The 21,715-nt window shown below is 61.1% G+C and carries 26 protein-coding genes and 1 riboswitch; of the genes, 11 read left to right on the top strand and 15 right to left on the bottom strand.

What is annotated here, in order from left to right:
- Positions 1–250 precede the first annotated feature (250 nt).
- From ACQZ5K_RS21205 to ACQZ5K_RS21195, 3 genes are all read right to left on the bottom strand, one after another.
- Positions 251–571, bottom strand: coding sequence for a TraR/DksA family transcriptional regulator (locus ACQZ5K_RS21205; protein WP_448741327.1), 321 nt, complete (start codon positions 569–571; stop codon positions 251–253).
- A gap of 120 nt (positions 572–691) precedes the next feature.
- Positions 692–1,102, bottom strand: coding sequence for a universal stress protein (locus ACQZ5K_RS21200; protein ID WP_003522284.1), 411 nt, complete (start codon positions 1,100–1,102; stop codon positions 692–694).
- Between the two features lie 47 nt (positions 1,103–1,149).
- Positions 1,150–1,398, bottom strand: a complete 249-nt coding sequence (locus tag ACQZ5K_RS21195; protein ID WP_059753907.1) for a hypothetical protein — start codon at positions 1,396–1,398, stop codon at positions 1,150–1,152.
- Between ACQZ5K_RS21195 and ACQZ5K_RS21190 the strand changes: the two genes are divergently transcribed.
- Together ACQZ5K_RS21190 and ACQZ5K_RS21185 are read left to right on the top strand one after the other, a co-directional pair.
- On the top strand, positions 1,381–2,241 hold the full coding sequence (locus ACQZ5K_RS21190) for a VOC family protein (protein ID WP_448741326.1): 861 nt from the start codon (positions 1,381–1,383) through the stop codon (positions 2,239–2,241). The genes ACQZ5K_RS21195 and ACQZ5K_RS21190 overlap by 18 nt on opposite strands.
- Positions 2,242–2,327: 86 nt before the next feature.
- Complete coding sequence (locus tag ACQZ5K_RS21185; RefSeq protein WP_448741325.1) at positions 2,328–3,503, top strand: AI-2E family transporter; 1,176 nt, start codon at positions 2,328–2,330, stop codon at positions 3,501–3,503.
- Between the two features lie 297 nt (positions 3,504–3,800).
- Here ACQZ5K_RS21185 and ACQZ5K_RS21180 read toward each other — a convergent pair whose 3' ends face one another.
- From ACQZ5K_RS21180 to ACQZ5K_RS21165, 4 genes are all read right to left on the bottom strand, one after another.
- On the bottom strand, positions 3,801–4,880 hold the full coding sequence (locus ACQZ5K_RS21180; protein ID WP_448741324.1) for a bifunctional transcriptional activator/DNA repair enzyme AdaA: 1,080 nt from the start codon (positions 4,878–4,880) through the stop codon (positions 3,801–3,803).
- A 198-nt stretch (positions 4,881–5,078) separates the two neighbouring features.
- Positions 5,079–5,804 carry a polysaccharide deacetylase family protein gene (locus ACQZ5K_RS21175; protein WP_448741323.1) on the bottom strand — a complete coding sequence of 242 codons (726 nt, stop codon included), beginning with the start codon at positions 5,802–5,804 and terminating at the stop codon, positions 5,079–5,081.
- A 61-nt stretch (positions 5,805–5,865) separates the two neighbouring features.
- Positions 5,866–6,774: a dihydrodipicolinate synthase family protein gene (locus ACQZ5K_RS21170; protein WP_448741322.1), complete on the bottom strand. Its 909-nt coding sequence runs from the start codon at positions 6,772–6,774 to the stop codon at positions 5,866–5,868.
- Between the two features lie 105 nt (positions 6,775–6,879).
- Positions 6,880–7,281: a DUF930 domain-containing protein gene (locus ACQZ5K_RS21165; RefSeq protein WP_003522276.1), complete on the bottom strand. Its 402-nt coding sequence runs from the start codon at positions 7,279–7,281 to the stop codon at positions 6,880–6,882.
- A gap of 224 nt (positions 7,282–7,505) precedes the next feature.
- Between ACQZ5K_RS21165 and ACQZ5K_RS21160 the strand changes: the two genes are divergently transcribed.
- The 5 genes from ACQZ5K_RS21160 (at position 7,506) to ACQZ5K_RS21140 (ending at position 13,983) form a co-directional block, all read left to right on the top strand.
- Positions 7,506–9,605: a S9 family peptidase gene (locus ACQZ5K_RS21160; protein ID WP_448741321.1), complete on the top strand. Its 2,100-nt coding sequence runs from the start codon at positions 7,506–7,508 to the stop codon at positions 9,603–9,605.
- Positions 9,606–10,101: 496 nt separating this feature from the next.
- Entirely contained in the window at positions 10,102–11,112 is a 1,011-nt protein-coding gene (locus tag ACQZ5K_RS21155) for an ABC transporter substrate-binding protein (RefSeq protein ID WP_448741320.1), read from the top strand.
- A gap of 241 nt (positions 11,113–11,353) precedes the next feature.
- Complete coding sequence (locus ACQZ5K_RS21150) at positions 11,354–12,262, top strand: ABC transporter permease (protein ID WP_003522273.1); 909 nt, start codon at positions 11,354–11,356, stop codon at positions 12,260–12,262.
- Positions 12,255–13,355: a quaternary amine ABC transporter ATP-binding protein gene (locus ACQZ5K_RS21145; protein WP_448741319.1), complete on the top strand. Its 1,101-nt coding sequence runs from the start codon at positions 12,255–12,257 to the stop codon at positions 13,353–13,355. Before ACQZ5K_RS21150 ends, ACQZ5K_RS21145 begins: the two co-directional genes overlap by 8 nt.
- A gap of 340 nt (positions 13,356–13,695) precedes the next feature.
- The gene (locus tag ACQZ5K_RS21140) at positions 13,696–13,983 is read left to right on the top strand and encodes a hypothetical protein (protein WP_448741318.1); all 288 of its coding nucleotides are present in this window, start codon (positions 13,696–13,698) and stop codon (positions 13,981–13,983) included.
- Between the two features lie 10 nt (positions 13,984–13,993).
- Here the strand turns inward: ACQZ5K_RS21140 and dmeF are convergent, their stop codons facing one another.
- The gene (dmeF, locus tag ACQZ5K_RS21135; RefSeq protein WP_080852499.1) at positions 13,994–15,001 is read right to left on the bottom strand and encodes a CDF family Co(II)/Ni(II) efflux transporter DmeF; all 1,008 of its coding nucleotides are present in this window, start codon (positions 14,999–15,001) and stop codon (positions 13,994–13,996) included.
- Positions 15,002–15,021: 20 nt separating this feature from the next.
- Entirely contained in the window at positions 15,022–15,294 is a 273-nt protein-coding gene (dmeR, locus tag ACQZ5K_RS21130; protein ID WP_003509296.1) for a Ni(II)/Co(II)-sensing transcriptional repressor DmeR, read from the bottom strand.
- Positions 15,295–15,421: 127 nt separating this feature from the next.
- Here dmeR and ACQZ5K_RS21125 point away from each other — a divergent pair, with 127 nt between their 5' ends.
- The 4 genes from ACQZ5K_RS21125 (at position 15,422) to ACQZ5K_RS21110 (ending at position 17,590) form a co-directional block, all read left to right on the top strand.
- The gene (locus ACQZ5K_RS21125; protein ID WP_448741317.1) at positions 15,422–15,784 is read left to right on the top strand and encodes a hypothetical protein; all 363 of its coding nucleotides are present in this window, start codon (positions 15,422–15,424) and stop codon (positions 15,782–15,784) included.
- 112 nt (positions 15,785–15,896) lie between these two features.
- Entirely contained in the window at positions 15,897–16,310 is a 414-nt protein-coding gene (locus tag ACQZ5K_RS21120) for a MerR family transcriptional regulator (RefSeq protein ID WP_003522268.1), read from the top strand.
- Between the two features lie 204 nt (positions 16,311–16,514).
- Positions 16,515–17,003, top strand: coding sequence for a GNAT family N-acetyltransferase (locus tag ACQZ5K_RS21115; protein ID WP_003509304.1), 489 nt, complete (start codon positions 16,515–16,517; stop codon positions 17,001–17,003).
- A 20-nt stretch (positions 17,004–17,023) separates the two neighbouring features.
- Positions 17,024–17,590, top strand: a complete 567-nt coding sequence (locus ACQZ5K_RS21110) for a type 1 glutamine amidotransferase family protein (protein WP_448741316.1) — start codon at positions 17,024–17,026, stop codon at positions 17,588–17,590.
- A 192-nt stretch (positions 17,591–17,782) separates the two neighbouring features.
- Here the strand turns inward: ACQZ5K_RS21110 and ACQZ5K_RS21105 are convergent, their stop codons facing one another.
- The 6 genes from ACQZ5K_RS21105 to ACQZ5K_RS21080 all read right to left on the bottom strand — a co-directional run bounded on the left by ACQZ5K_RS21105 (position 17,783) and on the right by ACQZ5K_RS21080 (position 21,643).
- Complete coding sequence (locus ACQZ5K_RS21105; protein WP_448741315.1) at positions 17,783–18,097, bottom strand: hypothetical protein; 315 nt, start codon at positions 18,095–18,097, stop codon at positions 17,783–17,785.
- Between the two features lie 4 nt (positions 18,098–18,101).
- On the bottom strand, positions 18,102–18,812 hold the full coding sequence (locus tag ACQZ5K_RS21100; RefSeq protein WP_020810769.1) for a CbtA family protein: 711 nt from the start codon (positions 18,810–18,812) through the stop codon (positions 18,102–18,104).
- 10 nt (positions 18,813–18,822) lie between these two features.
- Positions 18,823–19,005 carry a CbtB domain-containing protein gene (locus ACQZ5K_RS21095; protein WP_003522264.1) on the bottom strand — a complete coding sequence of 61 codons (183 nt, stop codon included), beginning with the start codon at positions 19,003–19,005 and terminating at the stop codon, positions 18,823–18,825.
- A gap of 161 nt (positions 19,006–19,166) precedes the next feature.
- Positions 19,167–19,402, bottom strand: a riboswitch (cobalamin riboswitch).
- Positions 19,403–19,448: 46 nt separating this feature from the next.
- On the bottom strand, positions 19,449–20,369 hold the full coding sequence (locus tag ACQZ5K_RS21090; RefSeq protein WP_020810770.1) for a c-type cytochrome: 921 nt from the start codon (positions 20,367–20,369) through the stop codon (positions 19,449–19,451).
- Between the two features lie 91 nt (positions 20,370–20,460).
- A complete protein-coding gene (locus ACQZ5K_RS21085) occupies positions 20,461–20,895 on the bottom strand; it encodes a c-type cytochrome (protein ID WP_003522262.1) in 435 nt (144 codons plus the stop codon).
- Between the two features lie 118 nt (positions 20,896–21,013).
- Positions 21,014–21,643: a LysE family translocator gene (locus tag ACQZ5K_RS21080; protein ID WP_003522261.1), complete on the bottom strand. Its 630-nt coding sequence runs from the start codon at positions 21,641–21,643 to the stop codon at positions 21,014–21,016.
- Between the last annotated feature and the right edge of the window lie 72 nt (positions 21,644–21,715).

Here is a 21,715-nt window from a genome sequence, read left to right as displayed (position 1 = left end):
CGGTTAACGGCAATCAAATTGCGTTCGAGGCTGTTGCGAAAGGAGAGGTGCAGGTTGCCCTGCGGCCAGAACAATTGCCTGTGGAGCGATCGGTAGACGCTTGTTTCTTCTCCCCGCCGGGGAGAAGTCCGCGGCAGCGGGATGAGGGGGCAAGGGTGGATGTGTTCGGAGAGCTTGCCCCCTCATCCGGCCCTTCGGGCCACCTTCTCCCCGGCGGGGAGAAGAAACCCAGTCACGCTTTCCCCTGCCCTCACAACGCCGCAGCGCATTCCTGGCAAAACGGCGTATAGGGCACCGCCTTCAGCCGATCCTCCGAAATCCGCTTGCCGCATTTGACACAGATGCCGAAGGTGCCGCTGGCGATACGGTCGAGGGCTGCGTCGATGGCGCGCAGCTCGTCCTGACCCACCTGCCCCAGCTCGTCCAGCACCTCGTCATTGCTGCGTTCGGTGGCGCGATCCTCGTCATCGGGATTGCGAGGCTCTTCGAAATCGGCTTCGATTTTGTGCAGGCGGCGATAAAGCTCGCGCTGGCGGTCACGCAGGATTTTCTCGTAACTTTCGACATTCATGTTTTTTCCTCCAGCCCATCTTCTTGTATCGCCGCATTCCCAGACGGAAAACCGGATTCCACTTTTCCTGGGAATGCTTGGGGGCGGAAAATCCGCCCGCAACCCTAAAACGTCAGGCTTTTATCGGTCCACCAGCACCGAGCATTTGGCATGGCGCACCACGCGGTCGGCGGTGGCGCCGATGAAATAATTGCTGAAATCCGGCGTGTGCGATGCGATGATGATGAGGTCGGCCTTGTGTTCCTCGGCGGCGGCGATGATTTCACGCGCGGGGGCGCCGCTTCTGATTTCCTGGCTGCCCTTGAAACCGGCTCTCGTCTTGATGTCCGAAAGCTTGGTCTTGGCGTCCTTGATGGCGTTTTCGATCAGGTCGACAGGCAGGTCGATCGCCATATAGCCCGGCAGTTCCTCGACAACATTGATGAGAACGATCTCGCCGTCCGGGTCCAGAAGCGCCTTGGCCTTTTCGAGAATCTTTTCCCCCTTGTCGGTGGCGCTGAGGTCTACCGGTACGATGATCTTCTTGTACATGGCTGTCTCCTTTGGCTTGATCCGCCGTTTAGCGTGTCGGGCTAGGCTTATATTTCCCCTTCGGCACGGCCTTCACCTTGATCGAAGTCAAAGCCGGAGCCGGGCCGGAACGGGGCATTGTCAACGAATAGTGGACGGTCAATCGCCAGACGACGATCTTTGCTGAACGACGAAACCAGCCCATATTCGCCTTCGACAAACGCCGCGAAGCGGCGTCGGCCGATGGTTTCGGCGACCGATCCGCCCCAGGGCGCTTCGGATTCAATATGGAGATCATGATGAGTGAAATCAAACAATTCGCCCTGACGCGGCCGGCCTATGTCGGCCAGGCGCATCTCGTCGTTCACGATCTGCCGCGCGTTTCGGATTTCTACCAGAAGATCATCGGTCTTTCCGTTCTTGAAAAGAACCCGAGCGGTGAAGTGCTGGGTGTCGGCGGCCAGCCGCTGCTCACACTTTCCACCTCCGGCACGGCGGAACGCGCGCCGCGCAACGCCGCAGGCCTGTTCCACACCGCCTTCCTGATGCCGAGCCGAAACGATCTAGCCCATTGGCTGGCGCATGCCGCCCATAACAATGTCCAGTTTCAGGGCGCGTCCGACCATCTGGTCAGCGAGGCGATCTATCTTGCCGACCCGGAAGGCAACGGCATCGAAGTCTATCGCGACCGTTCGCCGGATGAATGGACCTACCAGCAGGACGGCACGGTGGAGATGGCCACTCTCGGCCTCAACCTGCAGGCGCTTTACGACAGCGCGCCGAAGACGGCCTTTACCGGGGCGGCGGAAGGAACAGCCATCGGCCATATCCATCTGCAGGTGGGCAATATTCCGCAGGCGGATGAATTTTATCAGGATGTGCTGGGGCTGAAGATCATGGCGCGTTATCCCGGCGGGAGCTTCTTCGGTTCCGGGGCCTATCACCACCACGTCGCCGCCAATATCTGGAACAGCCGGGGTGCCGCGGCCCGCAAGGACAATATGACCGGCCTTTCCGGCTATTCGCTGACCTTCAACGAGCCGGCCGCGCTTGAGACAGCGATTGCCGCACTCGACCGACTGGAAATCGCCACCGAAAGGCAAAGTGACGGCATTGTCCTTAAAGATCCGTGGGGCATCGGGCTAAAGCTTTCCGCCTAAACGCAAAAAAGGGGCGGCGGAAATTTTCGCCGCCCCGGAACCGCCACATTTTTCGAACGTTTGTCACCTTATTGGGGGACCGTTCGATGAATGAAAATGCCAGGCCGGACAAGACCGGCAGCTTGGTCAACACCGCGGCAACCGCTGCGGCAACAAGAGCGGACCCGCTGGAAGTGCCAGCTTCCGGCTCACGGCGTGACGATGCGCGCAGCCAGCAGCCGCTTGGACGCGAAGCGCTGGATGTGGTCGTCGCCTGGTCGGTGATCGGCATCTTCCTTATCATGCTCATGGCGGTCATCCACGAATTGTCGCTCATCCTCATTCCGGTGGTGATGGCCATCGTGGTGGGCATGATCCTCGGCATCGCCGCCGAAAAGCTCGGTTCCTACGGCATTCCCGGCTTTGGCGTCGCGCTCATTCTGTCGAGCCTCGTGGCGGCGGTGATGTTCTTCGTGGTCAATTCGCTGACCGAGCCGCTCTCGCTTCTCGCTTCGGAAGGGCCGGCGCTGGTGGAGCGCAGCATCGACCGTTTCCTGCCCTATCTGCAAAGCCTCAGATGGCTGAATATTTCGGCGGCGAGCTTCAGTCTGGGCTCGATGTCGATGGAATCTTTGATTTCGCGCAGCGGCGAAATCATCTCGCTGCTCGGCGCCAACATCACGCCCGCCGTCATTCAGGGCCTGATCTTCCTCGCCGCGCTGCTGATGTTTCTCTATAGCCGGCTGCGGCTGCGCAAGGCGATCATCATGGCCTTTCCGGCCCGCCACCAGCGGCTGCGCACCATCCGCATCATCGGTTCGGTGGAAGAGGTGCTCGGCACCTATTTCGCCACGGCGGCGCTGATTTATGCCGGGCTTGGGGTGACGATGGTGGTCATCGCCTATTTCGGCGGGCTGGCCATGCCGCTTCTGTGGGGGCTGTTCGCCTTCCTCTCCAGCTTCGTGCCGTTTCTCGGCATCACCGCCATGACGATTTCGCTGACGGTGGCGGGCATCATTACCCATGACAACATCATTCTGGCGCTTCTGCCGGCGGCGATCTTCTTCACCATTCACCTGTTGATGGAGAACCTCGCCTTTCCGGCGGTGGTGGGCCGCAACATGGAGATAAACCCCTTCCTCGTCTTCGTGATGATCATCTTCTGGACGTGGATGTGGGGGGCGGCCGGGGCCATGCTGGCGCTGCCGCTGTCGCTGATCGCCATGACGGTGACACGGGAACTCTTCCCCTCACGCCGGGTGGTGCCGAAACTGCCGGATTGACCGGCGGCTTTCCCGCTGGAAATGCGAACCACTCCGGGTTTGAGCTGTCAGGAGGTTGTCGATTGACGGTCGGCGCGTGGGGTTTACCCCCCTCTGCCCTGCCGGGCATCTCCCCCTCAAGGGGGGAGATCGATCTGCGGCGAGGTTTCGCCCATCTCAACGTTGAGAATGAAATGGCGGTAGCGCCTCCTGCCGATCTCCCCCCTTGAGGGGGAGATGCCCGGCAGGGCAGAGGGGGGTAAACCCCACGCGCCGACCGTCAATCGAAAACCTCCTGAAAACCAGCAGCCAGGCCGTTCAGGAAGCGAGCGGCATGCCCTGGCGGTTCGCCATGCGGCGCTCGTGCTCGATCAGCCATTTCTTGCGCCACAGCCCGCCGCCATAACCGGTCAGGCTGCCATCCGCGCCCAGTACACGGTGGCACGGCACGACGATGGCGATCTGGTTGGCGCCATTGGCGCGGGCGACCGCACGCACGGCGGATGACCTGTCCATCGCGGTTGCGAGCGAGGAATAGCTGACGATCTCGCCCGCCGGGATTTCCCGCAGGCTGCGCCAGACATCGCGCTCGAAGGGTGTGCCATGGCCGGCAAGCCGGGTTTCAAAGGCGGCCGAATGCCCGGCGAAATAGGCCTTGAGTTCCGCTTCGATCTGGCCGGTCACGGCCGTCCGGCCGAGCACCATATCCGCGCCGGTGCGCGTCTTCAGCCGTTTCAGCTCGGCCGGAAGCGCCGGCCGGTCGGCGAATTCGAGGAGATGCAGGGCGTGATCGTCGGCCACGGCGAGCATCGGGCCGATCGGCGTATCGATCCAATCGCCCTTCAAAAACCCCTTGCCTTTCATGGCGGCGGGGGAAGAGCCGAAGAACTGATTGATGGCAGAGCGGAAACCGCTGCCGGATTCGTAACCGGCATCGATCTGCGCGCCGATAACCGCTTCGCCGGAAGCGATGCTTTCCGCAGCGCCGCCCACCCGCCGCAATCTGGCGATTTCCAGAAAGCTCATGCCGAAACGACGCTTGAAGGTGCGGCGCACGGTGGACGGATCATGGCCGAGCGCCACCACATCTTCCTCGCGCCAGCGCCGCGCCGGTTCGTTTTCCAGCGCCGTCAGCAGCGACGTCACGGTCTCATCGGCGGAGCCATAGGCGAGCATCGGCTTGCAGCGCTTGCAGGGACGGAAACCAGCTTCCAGACATTCGGCGATGGTCTCGCGGAACCGGCAGTTTTCGATCTTCGGCTTGCGCGCCGTGCAGGTAAAGCGGCAGAAAATCTTGGTCGACGTCACACACACATAGGCCACGCCCTCATAGGCGGGGTCCTTGTTCACAAGGGCGGAATAGAGCGTTTCGGTGTCGGGGCGTTTGAACAGCATCATGGGGAGAATGCTAGCGCAAATTTAAGCGGCACGCCGCCGAAAAACGGGCATGGATGTGGCTCATTTCCCTCATTCCTGTGCTCGTCACAGGAATCCAGTCGGCGCGCGTCGGCGCGGCGGGAAGAGTCCTTTCAGCCCAAGGACTTGGGCTGACTGGATTCCTGTGACAAGCACAGGAATGAGGGAAGAGCTTCCCCTTCAATTCCCCGGCGGCGTGAAGAACGGGTCGTCCAGCCTTGTGAAAATCACGCCGCGCGCCTTCAGCGCCAGAAGGCCCTTCACCACGCCCTCGCCCGCTTCATGGGTGGGCTGGTTGATATGGGAGATGATGACATCGCCATCCCTGGCGGAAGCGATGTGTTTCGCCGTCGCGGCCGCACCCAGCAGCGAGCCGCCATCGCCATTGACGGAATAACCGGCGACCCGCATGCCGAGCCGGTTGATGGTGGTCATGGAGGACTTGGTATATTTGGCCGTCGCACCCCGGAACCATTGCGGCTGGAGGCCGGTGGCGGCGACGATGGCCTGACGGCCGCCCTCCACTTCCTGCTCGACCGCCGCTTCAGAGCCGGCGGCGGCGATGCCGTAGATGGAAACCGGCTTATCCACTGCCGGCACATGGTTTTCGCCATGGTTTTCGATTTCGAAGAGGTCAGGGTGCGCCGTGAGCGTGGCCAGCGCCTCGCTATTGTGTTTCAGCCAGCGGGCGGTGACGAAGATCGTCGCCGGAATGCGCTCTTTCACCAGCGTATCCAGAATGCGGTGGTCGGTCTTGCCCATGCAGGCATCGAGCGTCATCGCCACCCGCACCTTGCCGTCATGCTGCGGCGACATTTTCAGCGTCGGTTCGACAAGGCCGGTCCCCGCACAGGCGGCGGACGCGGCGGAAGCGAACAGGGCAGCAAGGAGGAAGCGACGTATCATTTTCATTTTCCGCAGTGAATGCAGTATCATTCGGTGGCAATCCGCCCGCAAAGCGCCCGAATTAAGGCGCGGTTTCCAGTGCCGACAGGGCCTCCAGCGCCTCTTCCACCCGCTGGCGTTCGGCGCTGGTGAGCGGCAGGATCGGCCGGGGCGGTTCGCTGACCGTCAGCGACAGGATGTTGGCAGCTGCATAAACCACGCGGATGCTGCCGAATTCCTTGAACAGCGCCCAGAGCGGCTGGAAGGCCGCATCGATCCTCTTCGCGTCTTCCGCATTGCCGGCCTGAGCCGCCCGCATCAGCTGCAGGGCCGGAACCGGCAGCAGGCCGGCGACGACGCTATACCATGTGTCGCCGCCGGCAAGCGTGGCGTCAGTGCAGCCCCAGTCACCGCTGTAACCGATGGCGAAATCTTGCCCCAGCTTGGGCCTCAGCCGCGCAAGTTCGCCGGCATAATCGGAATCGGCCGGCAGCGGCATCTTGATGGCGCGGATATTGGGGATATAGGCAAGCCGCACCAGAAGCTCGTCGCTGAAGGCAAAGCGGGTCGTCGTCGGGTTGTTGTAGATGGCGAGCGGCAGAGCCGTCGCACCCGCCACGGCGGCGAAATGGTGATAGGCCTCTTCCTGCGTCAGCGGCGTATAGGAGACGGGTGCCAGCAGCAGCGCATCGGCGCCGGCCGCTTCCGCATCCCTGGCGAGCGCCACGGCGTCATCGGTGCGCAATGCGCCGACGCCGGCCATGAGTGTGCGCTTGCCCTTGAGGATGGCGGCGGCGGCCTCGATGGCGCGGCGCCTCTCCTCACGCGTGAGATACATGTAGATGCCGGAGCTGCCGAGAATGCCGACGGAATCCACCTCGGCCGCATCCAGCCGCTCGATGAGGGCGGAAAAGGCCTGCGTGTCAACCTGCCCGGCCTCGTCGGCCGGCGTGATCGGAAAAGCCGAAAGTCCCTTGAATCGTGTCGCCATGCCCATCTCCCTCGCTTTGATCGGCAAGCAGGGTTACAGAGCCGGTGGCGGAGCGGCAAGAAAAGCGGAGGCTAAACGCCTGCCGGCAACCGAAAAATTCCATGCTCAGTCATAAAGATACAACTTCTTCCACTGCTCTTCGGGAATTTTATCGCCCACACGATAGTCGAAGGACTGGATGCTGAGGCTGTCGCTCTTCAGCTGGCACTTGTATTTCAGCTTGTACCATTCGCCCGAACTTCTGAAGACCGCGCCCGGCGCCTTGATGGAGTTCTTCCCCACTTCCGGATCGCCGAAAGTATAGGCGATGACCTTGTCCGGCCGCATGCCCTTCTGCTCGGTCGCTATCCTTTCCATCGCCTCGATATCGCAGCGCTGTTCCAGCCGCTCCTCGGGGGCAAGCGCGTTCAACTGCCGCATGACGCTGGCGTCGATCGCGAAAGCGGGGGTGAAGGTCTGCAAGCCAAGGAAAAAGGCAGAAAGGGCAGCGGGAAGAAGCTTTCGCATGGGATCCTGTCAGTTTTTTCGTTTGTTCTTGTGGTGGGCGGCAGGCCGGGCGGCCTGCATCCATCATCGCTGATTTGCCGGATATTGCCAAAATGTGATCGAAAGCTGACGAAATTGTGCCCAAGCCGCATTCCGCCTGTGGAGATTTGAAACTTGATCGGCCGCAAGGCCCGCTCTACATCTTGGTGCCGCCCAAGAATTCTTCATACGAAAGCGAGTTTCCCTTGCCGATTTTCAAGAACCTGCCTGCCGCCCCGACCGCCGAAAAAAGGCCCGTTCAGGATACGCATCACGGCATTACCCGCACCGACGATTACGCATGGTTCCGGGCCGATAACTGGCAGGCCATGTTCAAGGACCCTACCCTGCTCGACCCGTCGATCCGCGCCCATCTGGAAGCGGAAAACGCCTATATGGAAGCGGCCATGGGTGACACCAGGGCGCTTCAGGAAAAGCTGTTCGAGGAAATGAAGGGCCGCATCAAGCAGGATGATTCCTCCGTACCGGTCAATGACGGTCCTTATGCCTATGGCACGCTGTTCGTGACCGGCGGCGAGCAGCCGCATTATTTCCGCACCCCGCGCGGCGGCGGTGAAAAACATGTGCTGCTGAACGGCGACAAGGAGGCCGAGGGCAAGGATTATTTCCGTCTCGCCGGTCTCGACCAGTCCTCAGATCACAGTCACGGCATCTGGGGTTATGACGACAAGGGCTCGGAATATTTCACCCTGCGCATCCGCAACCTCGAAACCGGCGAAGACCTTGCCGACATCGTGGAAAACACCGGCGGCGGCGGGGCCTGGGCGCCCGATGGCAAGAGCTTCTTCTATACGCTGCAGGACGAGAACCACCGCCCCTCGAAGGTCTTCCACCACATTATCGGCCAGCCGCAATCGGCCGACCGGCTGGTCTATGAGGAAAAGGATCCCGGTTTCTTCATGGGCGTCGGTGCGTCGGTTCTCGACGATTTCATCTTCATCGACATTCACGACCATGAGACCAGCGAATATCGCCTTCTCTCCACCAGCGACCTGACCGCCGAACCTGCCGTGGTGGCGGAGCGCGAGGAAGGCATCGAATATTCGATGTGCGAAGGCGGCGATGTCTTCTTTATCCTCACCAATGACGGCGATGCCAAGGATTTCCGCATTGTGGAAGCGCCGGTCACGGCGCCCGGCAAAGAGAACTGGAAAGAGATCGTCCCGCATGAGCCGGGCCGTCTCATTCTTTCCGTCGATGCCTATGCCCGTCACCTGATCTGGCTTGAGCGCCGCGACGGCCTGCCGCGCATCGTCATCCGCGATCGTCGCACGGGCGAGGAACATTCCATCGCCTTTGCCGAGGAAGCCTATTCGCTTGGCCTGCATGGCGCGGCGGAATATGACACCGACGTCATCCGCTTTTCCTATTCCTCGATGACGACGCCGAGCCAGCTGTTCGATTACGACATGGTGACGCGCGAGCGGACGCTTCTGAAGACGCAGGAAGTACCTTCCGGCCACAATCCGGACGATTACATCACCCGTCGCATCATGGCCCCTGCCCATGATGGCGAGCTGGTGCCGGTCTCGCTGCTCTACCGCAAGGATGTGGCGCTTGACGGTTCCGCCCCCTGCCTGCTCTATGGCTATGGCGCTTACGGCATCTCCATTCCCGCCTCCTTCTCCACCACCACGCTGTCGCTCGCCGACCGCGGTTTCATCTATGCCATCGCCCATATTCGCGGCGGCAAGGACAAGGGTTTCGAATGGTACGAAACCGGCAAGATGGAAGCCAAGCAGAACACCTTCAAGGACTTCATCGCCGCTGCCGATCATCTGGTTCAGGAAGGTTTCACCTCCTATGGGGGCATTATCGCCGAAGGCGGCTCGGCCGGCGGCATGCTGATGGGTGCCGTTGCCAATATGGCGCCGGAAAAATTCGCCGGCATCATCGCCGCCGTTCCCTTCGTGGACGTGCTGACCACGATGCTTGACGACACCCTGCCGCTCACCCCGCCGGAATGGCCCGAATGGGGCAATCCGCTGGAATCGGCAGAGGAATATGGCTGGATCGCTGCCTATAGCCCCTATGACAATGTCGGTGCGAAGCCTTACCCGCCGATTCTCGCGCTTTCCGGCCTCACCGATCCGCGCGTGACCTATTGGGAGCCAACCAAATGGGTGGCGAAGCTGCGTGAGAAGACCACGGGAGAAGCCCCCATCCTGCTGAAAACCAACATGGCGGCCGGCCATGGCGGCAAGTCGGGCCGTTTCCAGCGGCTGGAGGAAATTGCCTTCGAATATGCCTTCGCGCTGAAGGTGGCCGGCAAGGACGCCGCATGACCCGCTGATGGCGGAACGGGCGGCGGAGAGCCGTCGCCCGTTCCGAAAACAGTATAAAAATACCCTTCGAAAACCCGTTTCTGAATATTTTTTCCACAAAATCACGCCGGTATTTTTTCTTTAAATACCACTTTACTGCATAACGGATTTTTATTTCAAACTACTGAAATTCAAAATACACCTCAGTAAATTATAAATATATTTTCAGTATTACGCCGGACGGAAAAATGTTCCGGGAATCGAACGCATGGCTGCGATGCGCCATTTCGCGTTGCAATATCACTTTTTGGCCGTATTATGCCGGTCGTTGACATATTCATGCGCCTTTTCGCCGCATCTCCTGCGGCAATGCCGCAGCGTGTTCTGCGGATATTCTTCCTGCCGTCATTTTTCGGCTTTTCCACGCGCCATGTCAGTTCGCCCTTGGCAATCCGGGCTTTGCAGTGCTCCCGCTTTGCCAACTGAAAACACTGCATCAGACTTGGGGGTCTTACACATGAAGAAACTCCTCGCCTCGACCATTCTCGTAACGGGCTTTATCATCGCTGCCGGTGCAGCAAATTCCGCCAATGCCGCCGATAGCTGCGGCAGCATCACCATCGCCGAAATGAACTGGGCATCCGCCGGTGTCGCGGCTTACGTCGATAAGTTCATCATGGAAAACGGCTATGACTGCACGGTCAATGTCGTCAGCGGCGATACCATGCCGACCTTCGCCTCCATGAACGAAAAGGGCCAGCCGGACATGGCGCCCGAATTGTGGGTTAACGCCGTGCGCGAGCCGCTCGATGCTGCCGTCAAGGAAGGCCGCATGATCGAGGCGTCTAAAATCCTTACCGATGGCGGCGTCGAAGGCTGGTGGATTCCGAAATTCATCGCCGACGCCCACCCTGATATCAAGACCGTCGAGGATGCGCTGAAACATCCCGAACTTTTCCCCGCCCCGGAAGACGCCAGCAAGGGCGCCGTGCATAATTGCCCGTCCGGCTGGAACTGCCAGGTGACCACCGCCAATCTCTACAAGGCGCGCGAGGGCGACAAGAAAGGCTTCACGCTGGTCGATACCGGCTCGGCCGCCGGCCTCGATGGCTCCATCGCCAATGCGTTTGAAAAGAAGCAAGGCTGGCTCGGTTATTACTGGTCGCCCACCGCCATTCTTGGCAAATACGAGATGGTGAAGCTGGATGACGGCGTCGAGCTCGACCGCGCCCATTACGACGAATGCACGGCCAAGGTCGATTGCGCCGATGCCAAGGTTAACGCCTATCCGGTGGCCGATGTCTTTACCGTCATCACCAAGGACTTCGAAAGCAAGGCCGGCGTAACGCTGGACTACATCAAGGCCCGCAACTGGGACAACAAGACGGTCGCCGAGATCCTTGCCTGGATGGACGAGAACCAAGGCACCAACGAGGACGGCGCGGAGTATTTCCTCGAGAACCATGAGGAAATCTGGACGAAGTGGGTTCCGGCCGAGGTGGCGGAGAAGATCAAGGCTTCGATGTGATTGGGTGATGGGGGAGTCGGCGCAAGCCGCTTACCCCCCTCTGCCCTGCCGGGCATCTCCCCCACAAGGAGGGAGATCGGCTGGGCGCACCCTTCTCACAAATCCGCAACGTGTTTGATGGGCGAGACCTTTCCGCAGGTCGATCTCCCCCCTTGTGGGGGAGATGTCCGGCAGGACAGAGGGGGGTGCCCGCGCACTCCAACCTCCCCCATCCCCAAAACCCAAAGGGAAAACAACAATAATGGCCCTCTGCAATTACCTGCCGGACATGCTCTGCAAGTTCCCGGCCATCGACAATTCCACGATGCGTGTGGCACGCAAGACCATCGATGATGGTTTTCGCGACATCGTGCGAAACTACGGCGATGCGATCGATGTGATCGTGCACCCGCTGCAGCTCTTCCTCAATTCCTCGGAGCGGCTGTTCATCCAGACACCGTGGATCATCACGCTCCTCATCATTCTCGCCATCGTGCATCTGGCCGGTCGCAGCTTCAGGATTACCGGCGGCACGGCGCTCGCCCTGCTGATGATCGGCGCCGTCGGTCTCTGGCGCGACGCCATGACGACGCTCTCCATCGTCGCCATCGCCACCCTGATCGCCATCGTCATCGGCCTGCCGCTCGGCATCCTGATGGGACGTTCCGAACGCCTGCAACGCCTCATCAATCCCGTGCTCGACGTGATGCAGACCCTGCCAAGCTTCGTTTATCTCATCCCCGTGGTGGTGATTTTCGGCATCGGCAAGGTTCCGGGCCTGATCGCAGTGGTGATCTACGCCATTCCGCCCGTCATTCGCCTCACGAGCCTTGGCATTCGCCTCGTTGATCGCGAAGTGCTGGAAGCGGCAGACGCCTTCGGCTCCTCCAACGGCCAGAAGCTCTTCAACGTGCAGCTGCCGCTGGCGTTGCCCACCATCATGACCGGCATCAACCAGACCATCATGATGGCGCTCGCCATGGTCGTCGTCGCCTCCATGGTCGGTGTCGGCGGGCTCGGCAAGAACGTGCTGCAGGCCATCAATAACCAGTTCTTCACGGTGGGCTTCCTGAACGGTTTCGCTCTGGTCGCCATCGCCATCATGTTCGACCGGGCGAGCCAGGCTTTCGGCAAGCGCCTGCAGAAATACCGCGAGGTCTCCCATGGCTAAAAGCATCGAAATCCGCAACCTTTACAAGATTTTCGGCAAGCATCCCGAGAAATATCTCGAAGCGGTGCGGTCCGGCATGGACAAGGTGGAGCTGAACGACAAACACAACCATGTGCTTGGCCTCAACAACATCAACATCACCATGCCGGGCGGCAAGATCACCGTGGTCATGGGGCTTTCCGGCTCCGGCAAGTCGACACTGATCCGCCATATCAACCGGCTGATCGACCCGACCGCCGGCGAGGTGCTTTACGATGGCGAGGACATCTGCGGCATGAGCGCTTCGGCGCTTAGGCAGTTCCGCCGCCACAAGACGGCGATGGTGTTCCAGAAATTCGGCCTTCTGCCGCACCGCACCGTGCTGGAAAACAGCGTCTACGGCCTCGATATCCAGGGCGTGCCGCGCAGTAAGAGCGAAGAAAAGGGCCGTTACTGGCTGGAACGCGTCGGCCTTGCGGGCTACGAGGATTATTATCCGAACCAGCTTTCCGGCGGCATGCAGCAGCGTGTCGGCCTTGCCCGCGCACTTGCCAATGACGCCGATATTCTCCTGATGGACGAGGCCTATTCGGCGCTCGATCCGCTGATCCGCGTCGACATGCAGACCATGCTGCTCGATCTGCAGCAGGAGCTGAAGAAGACCGTGGTGTTCATCACCCACGATCTGGACGAGGCGCTCAGGCTCGGCGACCACATCGCCATTCTCAAAGACGGCGAAGTGGTGCAGCAGGGCGACGGCCAGAGCATCATCCTCTCCCCGGCCGATGGTTACGTCACCGACTTCGTGCGCGACGTCAATCGCGGCCGCGTTCTGCAGGCGACTACGGTGATGGAGCCGCTGGAAAGCCGCCCCGAGGGCATGCCCGTGCCGGAAAACGCGACGCTGGAAACCATTGCCCGCGACATGTCAGAAGCCAACGAGACGACCGCGCATGTGGTGGACGAGGACGGCAAACCGGTCGGCAGCATCGGCCTCGATACGCTGGTGGCTGCGATGGTGACGCCCGCGCCGCAGGAGGTTGAGGCGGAGGCGGAGGAGGAAGCGGAGGAGGTGCGGGAGCCTGTTGCTCCGGCGGAGAAGGAAACGGCGTGATCTGCCTGTTTACGCTCTGAAACTCTCCCGTCACCCCTGGGCCTGTCCCGAGGATCTAAACACGTCAATACAATCGAAACGTTGCAGATCCTCGGGACAGGCCCGAGGATGACGTCGGCATATCTGGCGAGATCGACCTTTTATCTGACCACGAACACCTTGCTGGCGTCCGGAGGGTGGGCTCATTCACCAATCCACGCTCCCCGCCCCTTTATGCAAAAACGAAGCACTACTTCGCCGGCTGTCAACCCTCGGCAGTCGCTGCAGCGCAGCAAGCGCAAGTTTCGGACAAGTCACCGCCGTTAACCATTCGTTAACTTTTGAACGCGGAATCACCGACATGCAGATCGAAAGCAATATTGGCGGATATAACTATCAGGGTCGCATCCGCGACATCGAAAAAGCTGGCAGCGCTCAAAGCGCGCCGGAGGAGCAGGCGGTAAAACGCGGCCCCGGCAATCCCACCGTTTCCAGCACCATTCTTTCCCAGTCGCTGGCCAATGTTCTGTGGGCCGTCGGCAATGGCAGCGCGCCCGTTTATCAGGATGCGGCTGCGGCTTCCCCCGAGGACAAGGCGGAAGCCGAGGTGGAATGGGTGCGCAGCGCCTATTCGGAATATACCGAATAGGCGATTCCAATCAGGCCCTTGCCGGGCTGACTTCCACCGTCACATGCGAGAGTTCATGTATGGCGGCAAGTTTCTGCTTGTAGAAAGCCGGCGCTTTCGGCGCCTGCGAATGGATCGCCACGATGGCGGCGTGATGCCCCGGCCCCACCTGCCAGACATGCAGGTCGGTGATGCGATCCTCTTCCGTCTCCACGCTTTCACGGATTTCCTGCGGCAGATCCTCCGCCGGCGGCAGCGCATCGAGGAGCGTGGTCGCCGTGGAGCGGATCAGGCCCCATGACCAGCGGGCGATGACCAGACCGCCAACGATACCCATCAACGGATCGAGGAACGACCAGCCGTTCCACTTGCCGAGCAGCAGCGCGACGATGGCGAGAACCGAAGTCAGCGCATCCGCCAGCACATGCAGATAGGCCGCGCGCAGATTATTGTCCCGCCCGCCCTTTGCGCCGTGGTCCGCATGGTGACCGGCATGGGAGCCGTGATCGTGATGGGCGTGGCTGCCATGGCCATGATGGGCATGCGAGCCGTGGCCGTGGCCATGATCGTGGTGGTGGTCATCCTTCAAAAGCACGGCGCTGAGAAGATTGACGGCAAGGCCGATGATGGCGACGAGGATCGCCTGGTTGAAATCGATTTCGACGGGATTGATGAGGCGCATCGCGCTTTCGACGGCAATCAGCAACGCCACCACCGCCAGTACGATGGCGCTGGCAAAACCCGCCAGATCGCCGAACTTGCCGGTGCCGAAGGTGAAGCGCGGATTGCGCGCCTCGCGGCGGGCATAAAGATAGGCGAGCGCTGAAATCAGCATCGCGCCGGCATGGGTGGACATGTGCCAGCCATCCGCTGTCAGCGCCATGGAGCCATACCAGTGGCCGGCAACGATTTCCGCCACCATCATGGCCGCGGTCAGCGCAATGACCATCCAGACACGCCTTTCATTGCGCTCATGGTTCTGGCCAAGGAAAACATGGTCGTGACCGGCTGCTGCACGGTGTTCGGATGTCGTCGTCATGTCGCTAATCCTGTTCGATTTTACCGGATGTAGGTCTTCAGCACCTGGGCCAACTCTTCCGCCGCCCGCGCCCGCTCGTCTTCGTTTTCGGCATGCACCACATGCTCGTGCAGATGCTCCTGCATCACCTCCCCGGTCAGGCCGGAAAGCGCGCCGCGCACCGAAGCGAGCAATTGCAGCACCTCGCCGCAGGGCTTGGCATCGTCAAGTGCGCGCTCCACCGCCTCCATCTGCCCTTTCAGGCGGCGGATGCGGGCGAGAAGCTTCTCCTTATTGCGGATCGTATGGGACATGGTCACCTCATATACTATAGGGGGGTATACTATATGAGCGAGTTTTTCCATTCAAGCCCCGTGCGACGCAATCCTCGCGAATGTTTCGGCCGTTAAAAATACCCCATGAAACCTAGGGGACTCAGTCATGACGACTATTGCAGCAACCATCAGCAGCTATCATCCCACTCCGATCCGGAGCCTTGAACCGGCAAAGGGCAAGGAAACCCACTCCACCACCGAAGCCCTGCTGGAGCTGACGCGCGCCGCACATCGCACCATTTCAAACGTCGAAAGCATCGCCACGGCCGTCGCGCCGGCCGCCGCCAGCGTTTCCACCGGCCTTGCCGCAGCGCTCTGGAACCTCGACAGCGGCGCTTCCACGACGACCGCACCCGCTCTGGACATGGGCGACATGGCCGCATCGGCACGGCCGGAAACCGCATCCAGCATCGAGAACGATGTCCTCAAGGCGCTCGCCCAGGCGCTCGGTGTGGATGAAGCCGCCTGAGACCCATTGAACGGCAGGCTGAAAAGCCATATCTCTAGAGACTAGAGCATCGCACCCGGAACGGTGGAGCCATCCGTTCTGCCGTCGCTGCGCCCGAGATATGGAGAAAAAGATGCTGTCCATCGGTGAACTGTCCAAACGCACCGGCGTCAAGGTGCCGACTATCCGTTATTACGAGCAGATGGGCCTCATCCGCGAAGCCGACCGTTCGGACGGCAACCAGCGACGTTACGAAAAGACCGACCTCGAAAGGCTGGCCTTCATCCGCCATGCGCGCGATCTCGGGCTGAACATCGACGCCATCCGCGAACTGATCGCGCTTAGCCAGCACCGGCAGATGCCCTGCGAAGGCGCGGACCGCATCGCCGCCGAACACCTCGCCCATGTGCGCGAGAAGATCGCCAGCCTGAAGAAGCTGGAGCACGAGCTGGAGCGCATCGTCTCCCATTGCCACGGCCATTCGATCGAGGATTGCTACGTCATCCGCGCGCTTTCCAATCACGGCATGTGCGAGGGTGAACATTGATCGGAAAACCGGGCTTGACAGATTGCGGATTCGGGCGCATTGCATGTCCCATGATCAACGAACGCGCACCCATCTCCTGCTCGTACTTTTGGGCCTACCTCTAAGGGCGGCTCGACAGATCATATTGTCAACAAGCCGCCGTCAGGCGGCTTTGTTGTTTCTCAAGCGTCCTGACGGCACCGATAAGACCAAAGGACCGAAACAATGACCGAAGATAGCTCCCTTACACTGGAAAGACCGCCCGTCGTCATCATTCGCGGCGCACGCAAGACGGATTTGCCCGAACTCAACGAGATGATCACCCTGCTTGCCTCCTACCACGGCGATGCGGCGGCGATCACGCCGGCGAAACTGGAACGCGACCTGTTCGGCCCGCTGCCCTGGGTGCATGGCCTCGTGGCCGAAGCCGATGGCGCGCTGATCGGTTACGCCCTGCTTCTGCCGCTCTACAGGGCGCAGGAAGGCCGGCGCGGGCTTGAACTGCATCATCTCTTCGTACGTGACGGGCATCGCGGCCATGGCACCGGCCAGCATCTGGTTTCCCGCGCCCGCGATATCGCCAAGCGTCTCGGCTGCGACTATCTTTCCGTCAGCGCCACGACCGGCAATGTCGCGGCGCATCGTTTCTACGAAAACATGGATTTCGCGCCCCGGCCGGTTACCGGCATGCGCTACATGCAGTCCATCGCCTGATTAAAACCACGGAGACGGCCATGACACGGATCGCCATTGCGCTGGCGCAGGATTTTGCGGACTGGGAACCGGCGCTGCTTGCTGCCGCAGCCCGCAGTTATCTCGGCGTCGAGATCGTCTACGCTACCCCCGATGGCAGGCCGGTGACGTCCATGGGCGGGCTGACCGTGACGCCTGACATATCCTATGATGCGCTTGATCCGGCCGGCATTGATGCGCTGATCATTCCCGGCGGCTTGAGCTGGGAAAAGGGAACGGCTGTCGATCTTGGCGGGCTGGTGCACCGGTTTCGCGACAGGAACCGGCTGGTAGCCGGCATCTGCGCGGCGGCGAGTGCGCTCGGCGGCACGGGCGTTCTGAACGACGTCGCCCATACCGGCAATTCATTGGCATCGCACAAGGCCTATGCCGTCTATAGCGGCGAGTCGCTCTACCGCGACCAGCCGAAAGCGGTCAGCGATGGCGGCATCGTCACCGCCGCCGGCAGCGCGCCGGTCAGTTTCGCTGTGGAAATCCTGAAACACCTCGGCCTCTTTGGTCCGGAAGCCGAGGCGGAACTTCAGGTTTTTGCGGCGGAGCATCGCTGAGGCGGACGCTGATATTGTGGGCCACGTAAGCCCGCCCGCCCTCATTCCTGTGCTTGTCACAGGAATCTAGCCAGCCCAAGTCCTTGGGCTGAAAGGACTCCATTCGTCGCGCAGACGCGCGTCGGCTGGATTCCTGTGACAAGCACAGGAATGAGGTGGTGCACAATACAAGCGTCTAGGCACCCTCACTCATCACCCCCGATCCAGCACCCGGCACACCCGTGCTGCGTGATCGCCGCCCTCCCCGGCAATCGCCCGGCGAATATCGCGGCTGCTCAGATGCAGGCTGCGGCCGGCGGGTAAATTCGAGCGTTTTATCTTGCTGAGCGCCGCAGCGATAAAAGCGGCCTCGTGTTCATGAAAACAGGCGAGAGCCGCCTCGCGATCCGGGGCCGCCCCAAGGACAGCCTTGAAGGCAAGGCGGTGCACGGCGCAGAAAGCGCCGTGACCGGGAACGGCAAAACGCAGCGCATCGAGTTCCTCACTCCATTCCGCTGCGTCCTGCATAGTCTCAAGCCGACTGGAAGCGCTTCAGGAAAAACGCGCTCAATGTCCCGAGCAAAGCCCAGAAAACGAAGCTGGTCACGGTGGCGGCGACGATGAACTGACGCTCCAGCGGCAGCGGCGCCAGCGCATGTTCGCCTTCCGGCGGCAAGGGTGCGCCGACCACATGCGGTGCGACGATCAGCACCAGCGCCAATACGATGGCCCAGGGTTCGCGGCGAAACGCGATCAGCGCAATGCCGCCCGCGGTTGCGGCAACCGTCGCAAGCCACCAGATCTGCCGCGCCTCAAGTGCGGCGGCCGGGCTGCCCGGCAGTTCCGGCGGCAGGCCGATCATCGGGGCCAGCATGACGGCGGCAAAACCGGCAACGCCCCAAAGAAGGCCTTCGCGCCAGCCGCCATTCGTGCCACGCAGCGAAATGAGGCCGGTCAGCACCAGCGCATAACCGATGGCGGTCAGCACATTGGCGGCGACGGTATAGGCGGTGCGCTCGAAGCCATCGGCCGGAGCCCAAGCCTCGTCATTGTGCTCATGGGCGGGAACGGCAGCACCGGGCGCCGTCGCATCATGGCTGTGGGGTGCTTCGCCGGCGCTTTCATAGGTTTCCGCCTGAAGGATGAGCGGCGTCGTGCCGAAAGCCTGCATGGCCGAAACGGCGAAACCGCCAAGAATGCCGACGAGAACGGCGGTAAAGACGATATTGCGAAAAGACGACATGCCGTTCCCCTCAATGGCAGGGGAAGGCATTGGCATGACGCGTGTCATGCGCGGCGTTGTGAACGGCTTCCACATGGGAAAAGCCGACAAAACCGACAACGAACAGGCCAAGCACGATCGCCGTCAGCGATTGCGCGAAGCTGGTTGTTTTTGCGGAAACGGCGGCGTTGGCCGTATTCTGGTTGATGGACATGGTGACCCCTCTCCGGCGCGACCCCGCGCCTTTGGACGCGGCCGGACAGCAAAAGGCCGTCGAGCCGCTATAATACACTTCACCACGGGGATACGAGACTGACACAGGGAGGCGTCGATCCCACCACCCTGAAATTCCGCTCTTCCGGACACCCCGCCGGCATGGATATTTCCGCGATGGCAGGTCTCCTGGCTTACGGGTCAAAACCTGAAACACCTTCCCGGCGTCACCCTCTCTGGAAACCTTCGGTTCCCGGCGAGATGGCCTGCCAGTGGCATTTCGTTTCAGGCTCTCCGCTCACAGTTGCGGGGGCAGCCACGAATGAGGATTTCTCCCTATCGTGTTCCCTTTTCACCTTCCGGAACGCCCGGAAGGAACCATCACAGGATCGTTATCCGATGGGCGAGGTCGGGAGTCAATGGGCGGCACGCCCCCAGGGCACCCTATCGCGACGGTATGGCCTTCAGATAGGCGGCAATCGCATCGCGGTCTTCAGGCGTCAGATGCGCCATGTTCTGCTGCACCTTGACCATGGAGCCGCCGACGCTGTCGAATTCCGGGGTGAAGCCGTTTTCCAGATAGCTGGCAATATCCGCCTCGGCCCAGCTGCCGATGCTTTGCGAGCCGGGGGTAATGTCGGGAATGCGGCCCTCGCCTTCCGGGTTGGGCCCGCCGGCCAGCCACTTGTCTTTCACGAAACCGCCAAGCGCATTGCGGGGCGTGTGGCATTCGCCGCAATGGCCCGGCCCTTCCACCAGATATTGGCCGCGCAGCAATTCGGCATTGGCATTGGCAAGCTCCACGCGGGGCCGCGCCGAGGGGTCGAAATAAAGGAATTTCCAGCCACCCAGCGCCATGCGCAGATTGAAGGGGAACGGCAACTCGTGATCCGGCGCATCGTTCTGGCTCGCCGGCAGGGCTTTCAGATAACCGAAGAGATCGTTGATGTCCTTCTGCGTCATGCGGGCATAGGAGGCATAGGGAAAGGACGGGTAGAGATGTTCGCCGTTCCTGCCCACACCGCGCGTCATCGCATCGCCGAATTCAGCCAGCGTCCAGCCGCCGATGCCATGCTGCGGATCGGAGGAAATATTGGGGACATGGAAGGTGCCGAAGGGGCTTTTCAGCGCCTGCCCGCCCGAAAGCGTCAACAGCGCCTCGCCTTTCGCATCGGGTGCGGCATGGCAGCTGGCGCAGCCGCCCGCCCAGAACAGCGTTTCGCCATTGGCCAGATCCGGTTCGCCCAGGCTGACCCAGTGGCTGGGCGCCTGCCGCTGAGGCGCCGTAACCCAGGCGAATATGCCGTAGCCCGCAATGGCCGCGACGACGGCCCCGCCCGCGAGTTTCGTCCAGATGGAGGACATGCCCCTCTCCCCAATTCTCACCTGACCCGGTCAGATGTCTTTCGTGCCTGAGAAAACGCCGCCGGGAAGCGGCGTTTCCAAAGTGCTGCGATTATTTCTTCAGACGGTAGGTCTGGTGGCAGGTGCCGCAATCGGCGCCGAGCGTCTTCATGGCGGTGGCGACGCCCGCCTGATCGGTGGGGAGATTGGCGAGAACCATGTCCGCATCCGTGCCGAGCTTGGCGGCCTTGGCCTTGAAGTCGTCGAAATTTTCCCAGATGGCGGGAGCAGCGGCGCTGCCGGTCTCGGTGCCGGCGGGGAACTGGTCCGGGAAAGCCTTGGCGTTGGTGCCGATGGTGGTTACGGCAGTCTTGACGGTATCGGCGTCGAAGGGCTTTTCGCCCTTGGAGATGGCGGCGAGCGAACCCATCGCCCCACCGATCTGCTTCATCATGCCTTCACGTTTTTCGACTTCGCCGGCAGCGTAGACCGCTCCGGCGCAAAGACAGCCGAACAGCATGGCCGCGGTGATGGTTTTCAGTTTCATGCAACTCTCCTTGATTCCGGCCGGGACACCGGGCGCTATATGGAACGGCGCGAGGATGCCCTTTCCGGATGGCGAAAAGAAGTCACATTGCGGTGAATTCCATCGTGAAAACAGAAGCCTAAGACAGGGCCTCCCACAATGTGAGAAGCGCCGCGGCAATCAGCATGAAACCGGCGGCGCGGCCGATGAAGATCGTGGCGGCGGGCGAGGAAACCAGCCATGCCCGACTTTTATCCGCCGTCAGCGCCAGCGCGCCGTAAACCGTGAACTGCGTGACCGCCACCATCGCGCCCATCACCAGCCCCTGCATCCAGATCGGACCATAGGCCGGTTTGAGGAATTGCGGATAGATCGCCATCATGAACAGATAGGCCTTCGGATTGGAAAGGCAGGTCAGCACCGCCCGCCAGAAGGCTTTTCTGACCGAAGCGCTCGCCTGCGCCTCGTCGCCGTTCACGACAATCGCGCTGCGCATCAGGCCGATGCCGATCCAGATCATATAGGCGGCGCCGAAAACCAGAAGCGGCAGGAACAGCGACGGCATCCAGGCGGCCAACATGCCGACGCCCAGGGCGCCGTAAAGCGAATGCACGATGCCGCCGGCGCTCATGCCGCTTGCGGCGGAAAGGCCGGTTCTCTTTCCCCCCGTCAGTGCGCTTGCCAGCACGAACAGCATATCCATGCCCGGCAGGATGATGATGCCGAACAGGACCAGAAAGAAAAGCCAGAGATTTTCGGCGTAACTCATGTCAGTATCTCCCAAAACATTTCACGACACATTCGGGAAATCCCATGTTTCTCAATGTGTTTCTTCGTTTAT

The organism is Agrobacterium sp. 22-226-1, from assembly GCF_053522345.1.
The sequence above is the reverse complement of the archived record's forward strand: the minus strand, read 5'-3'. Positions and strand labels throughout refer to the sequence as shown.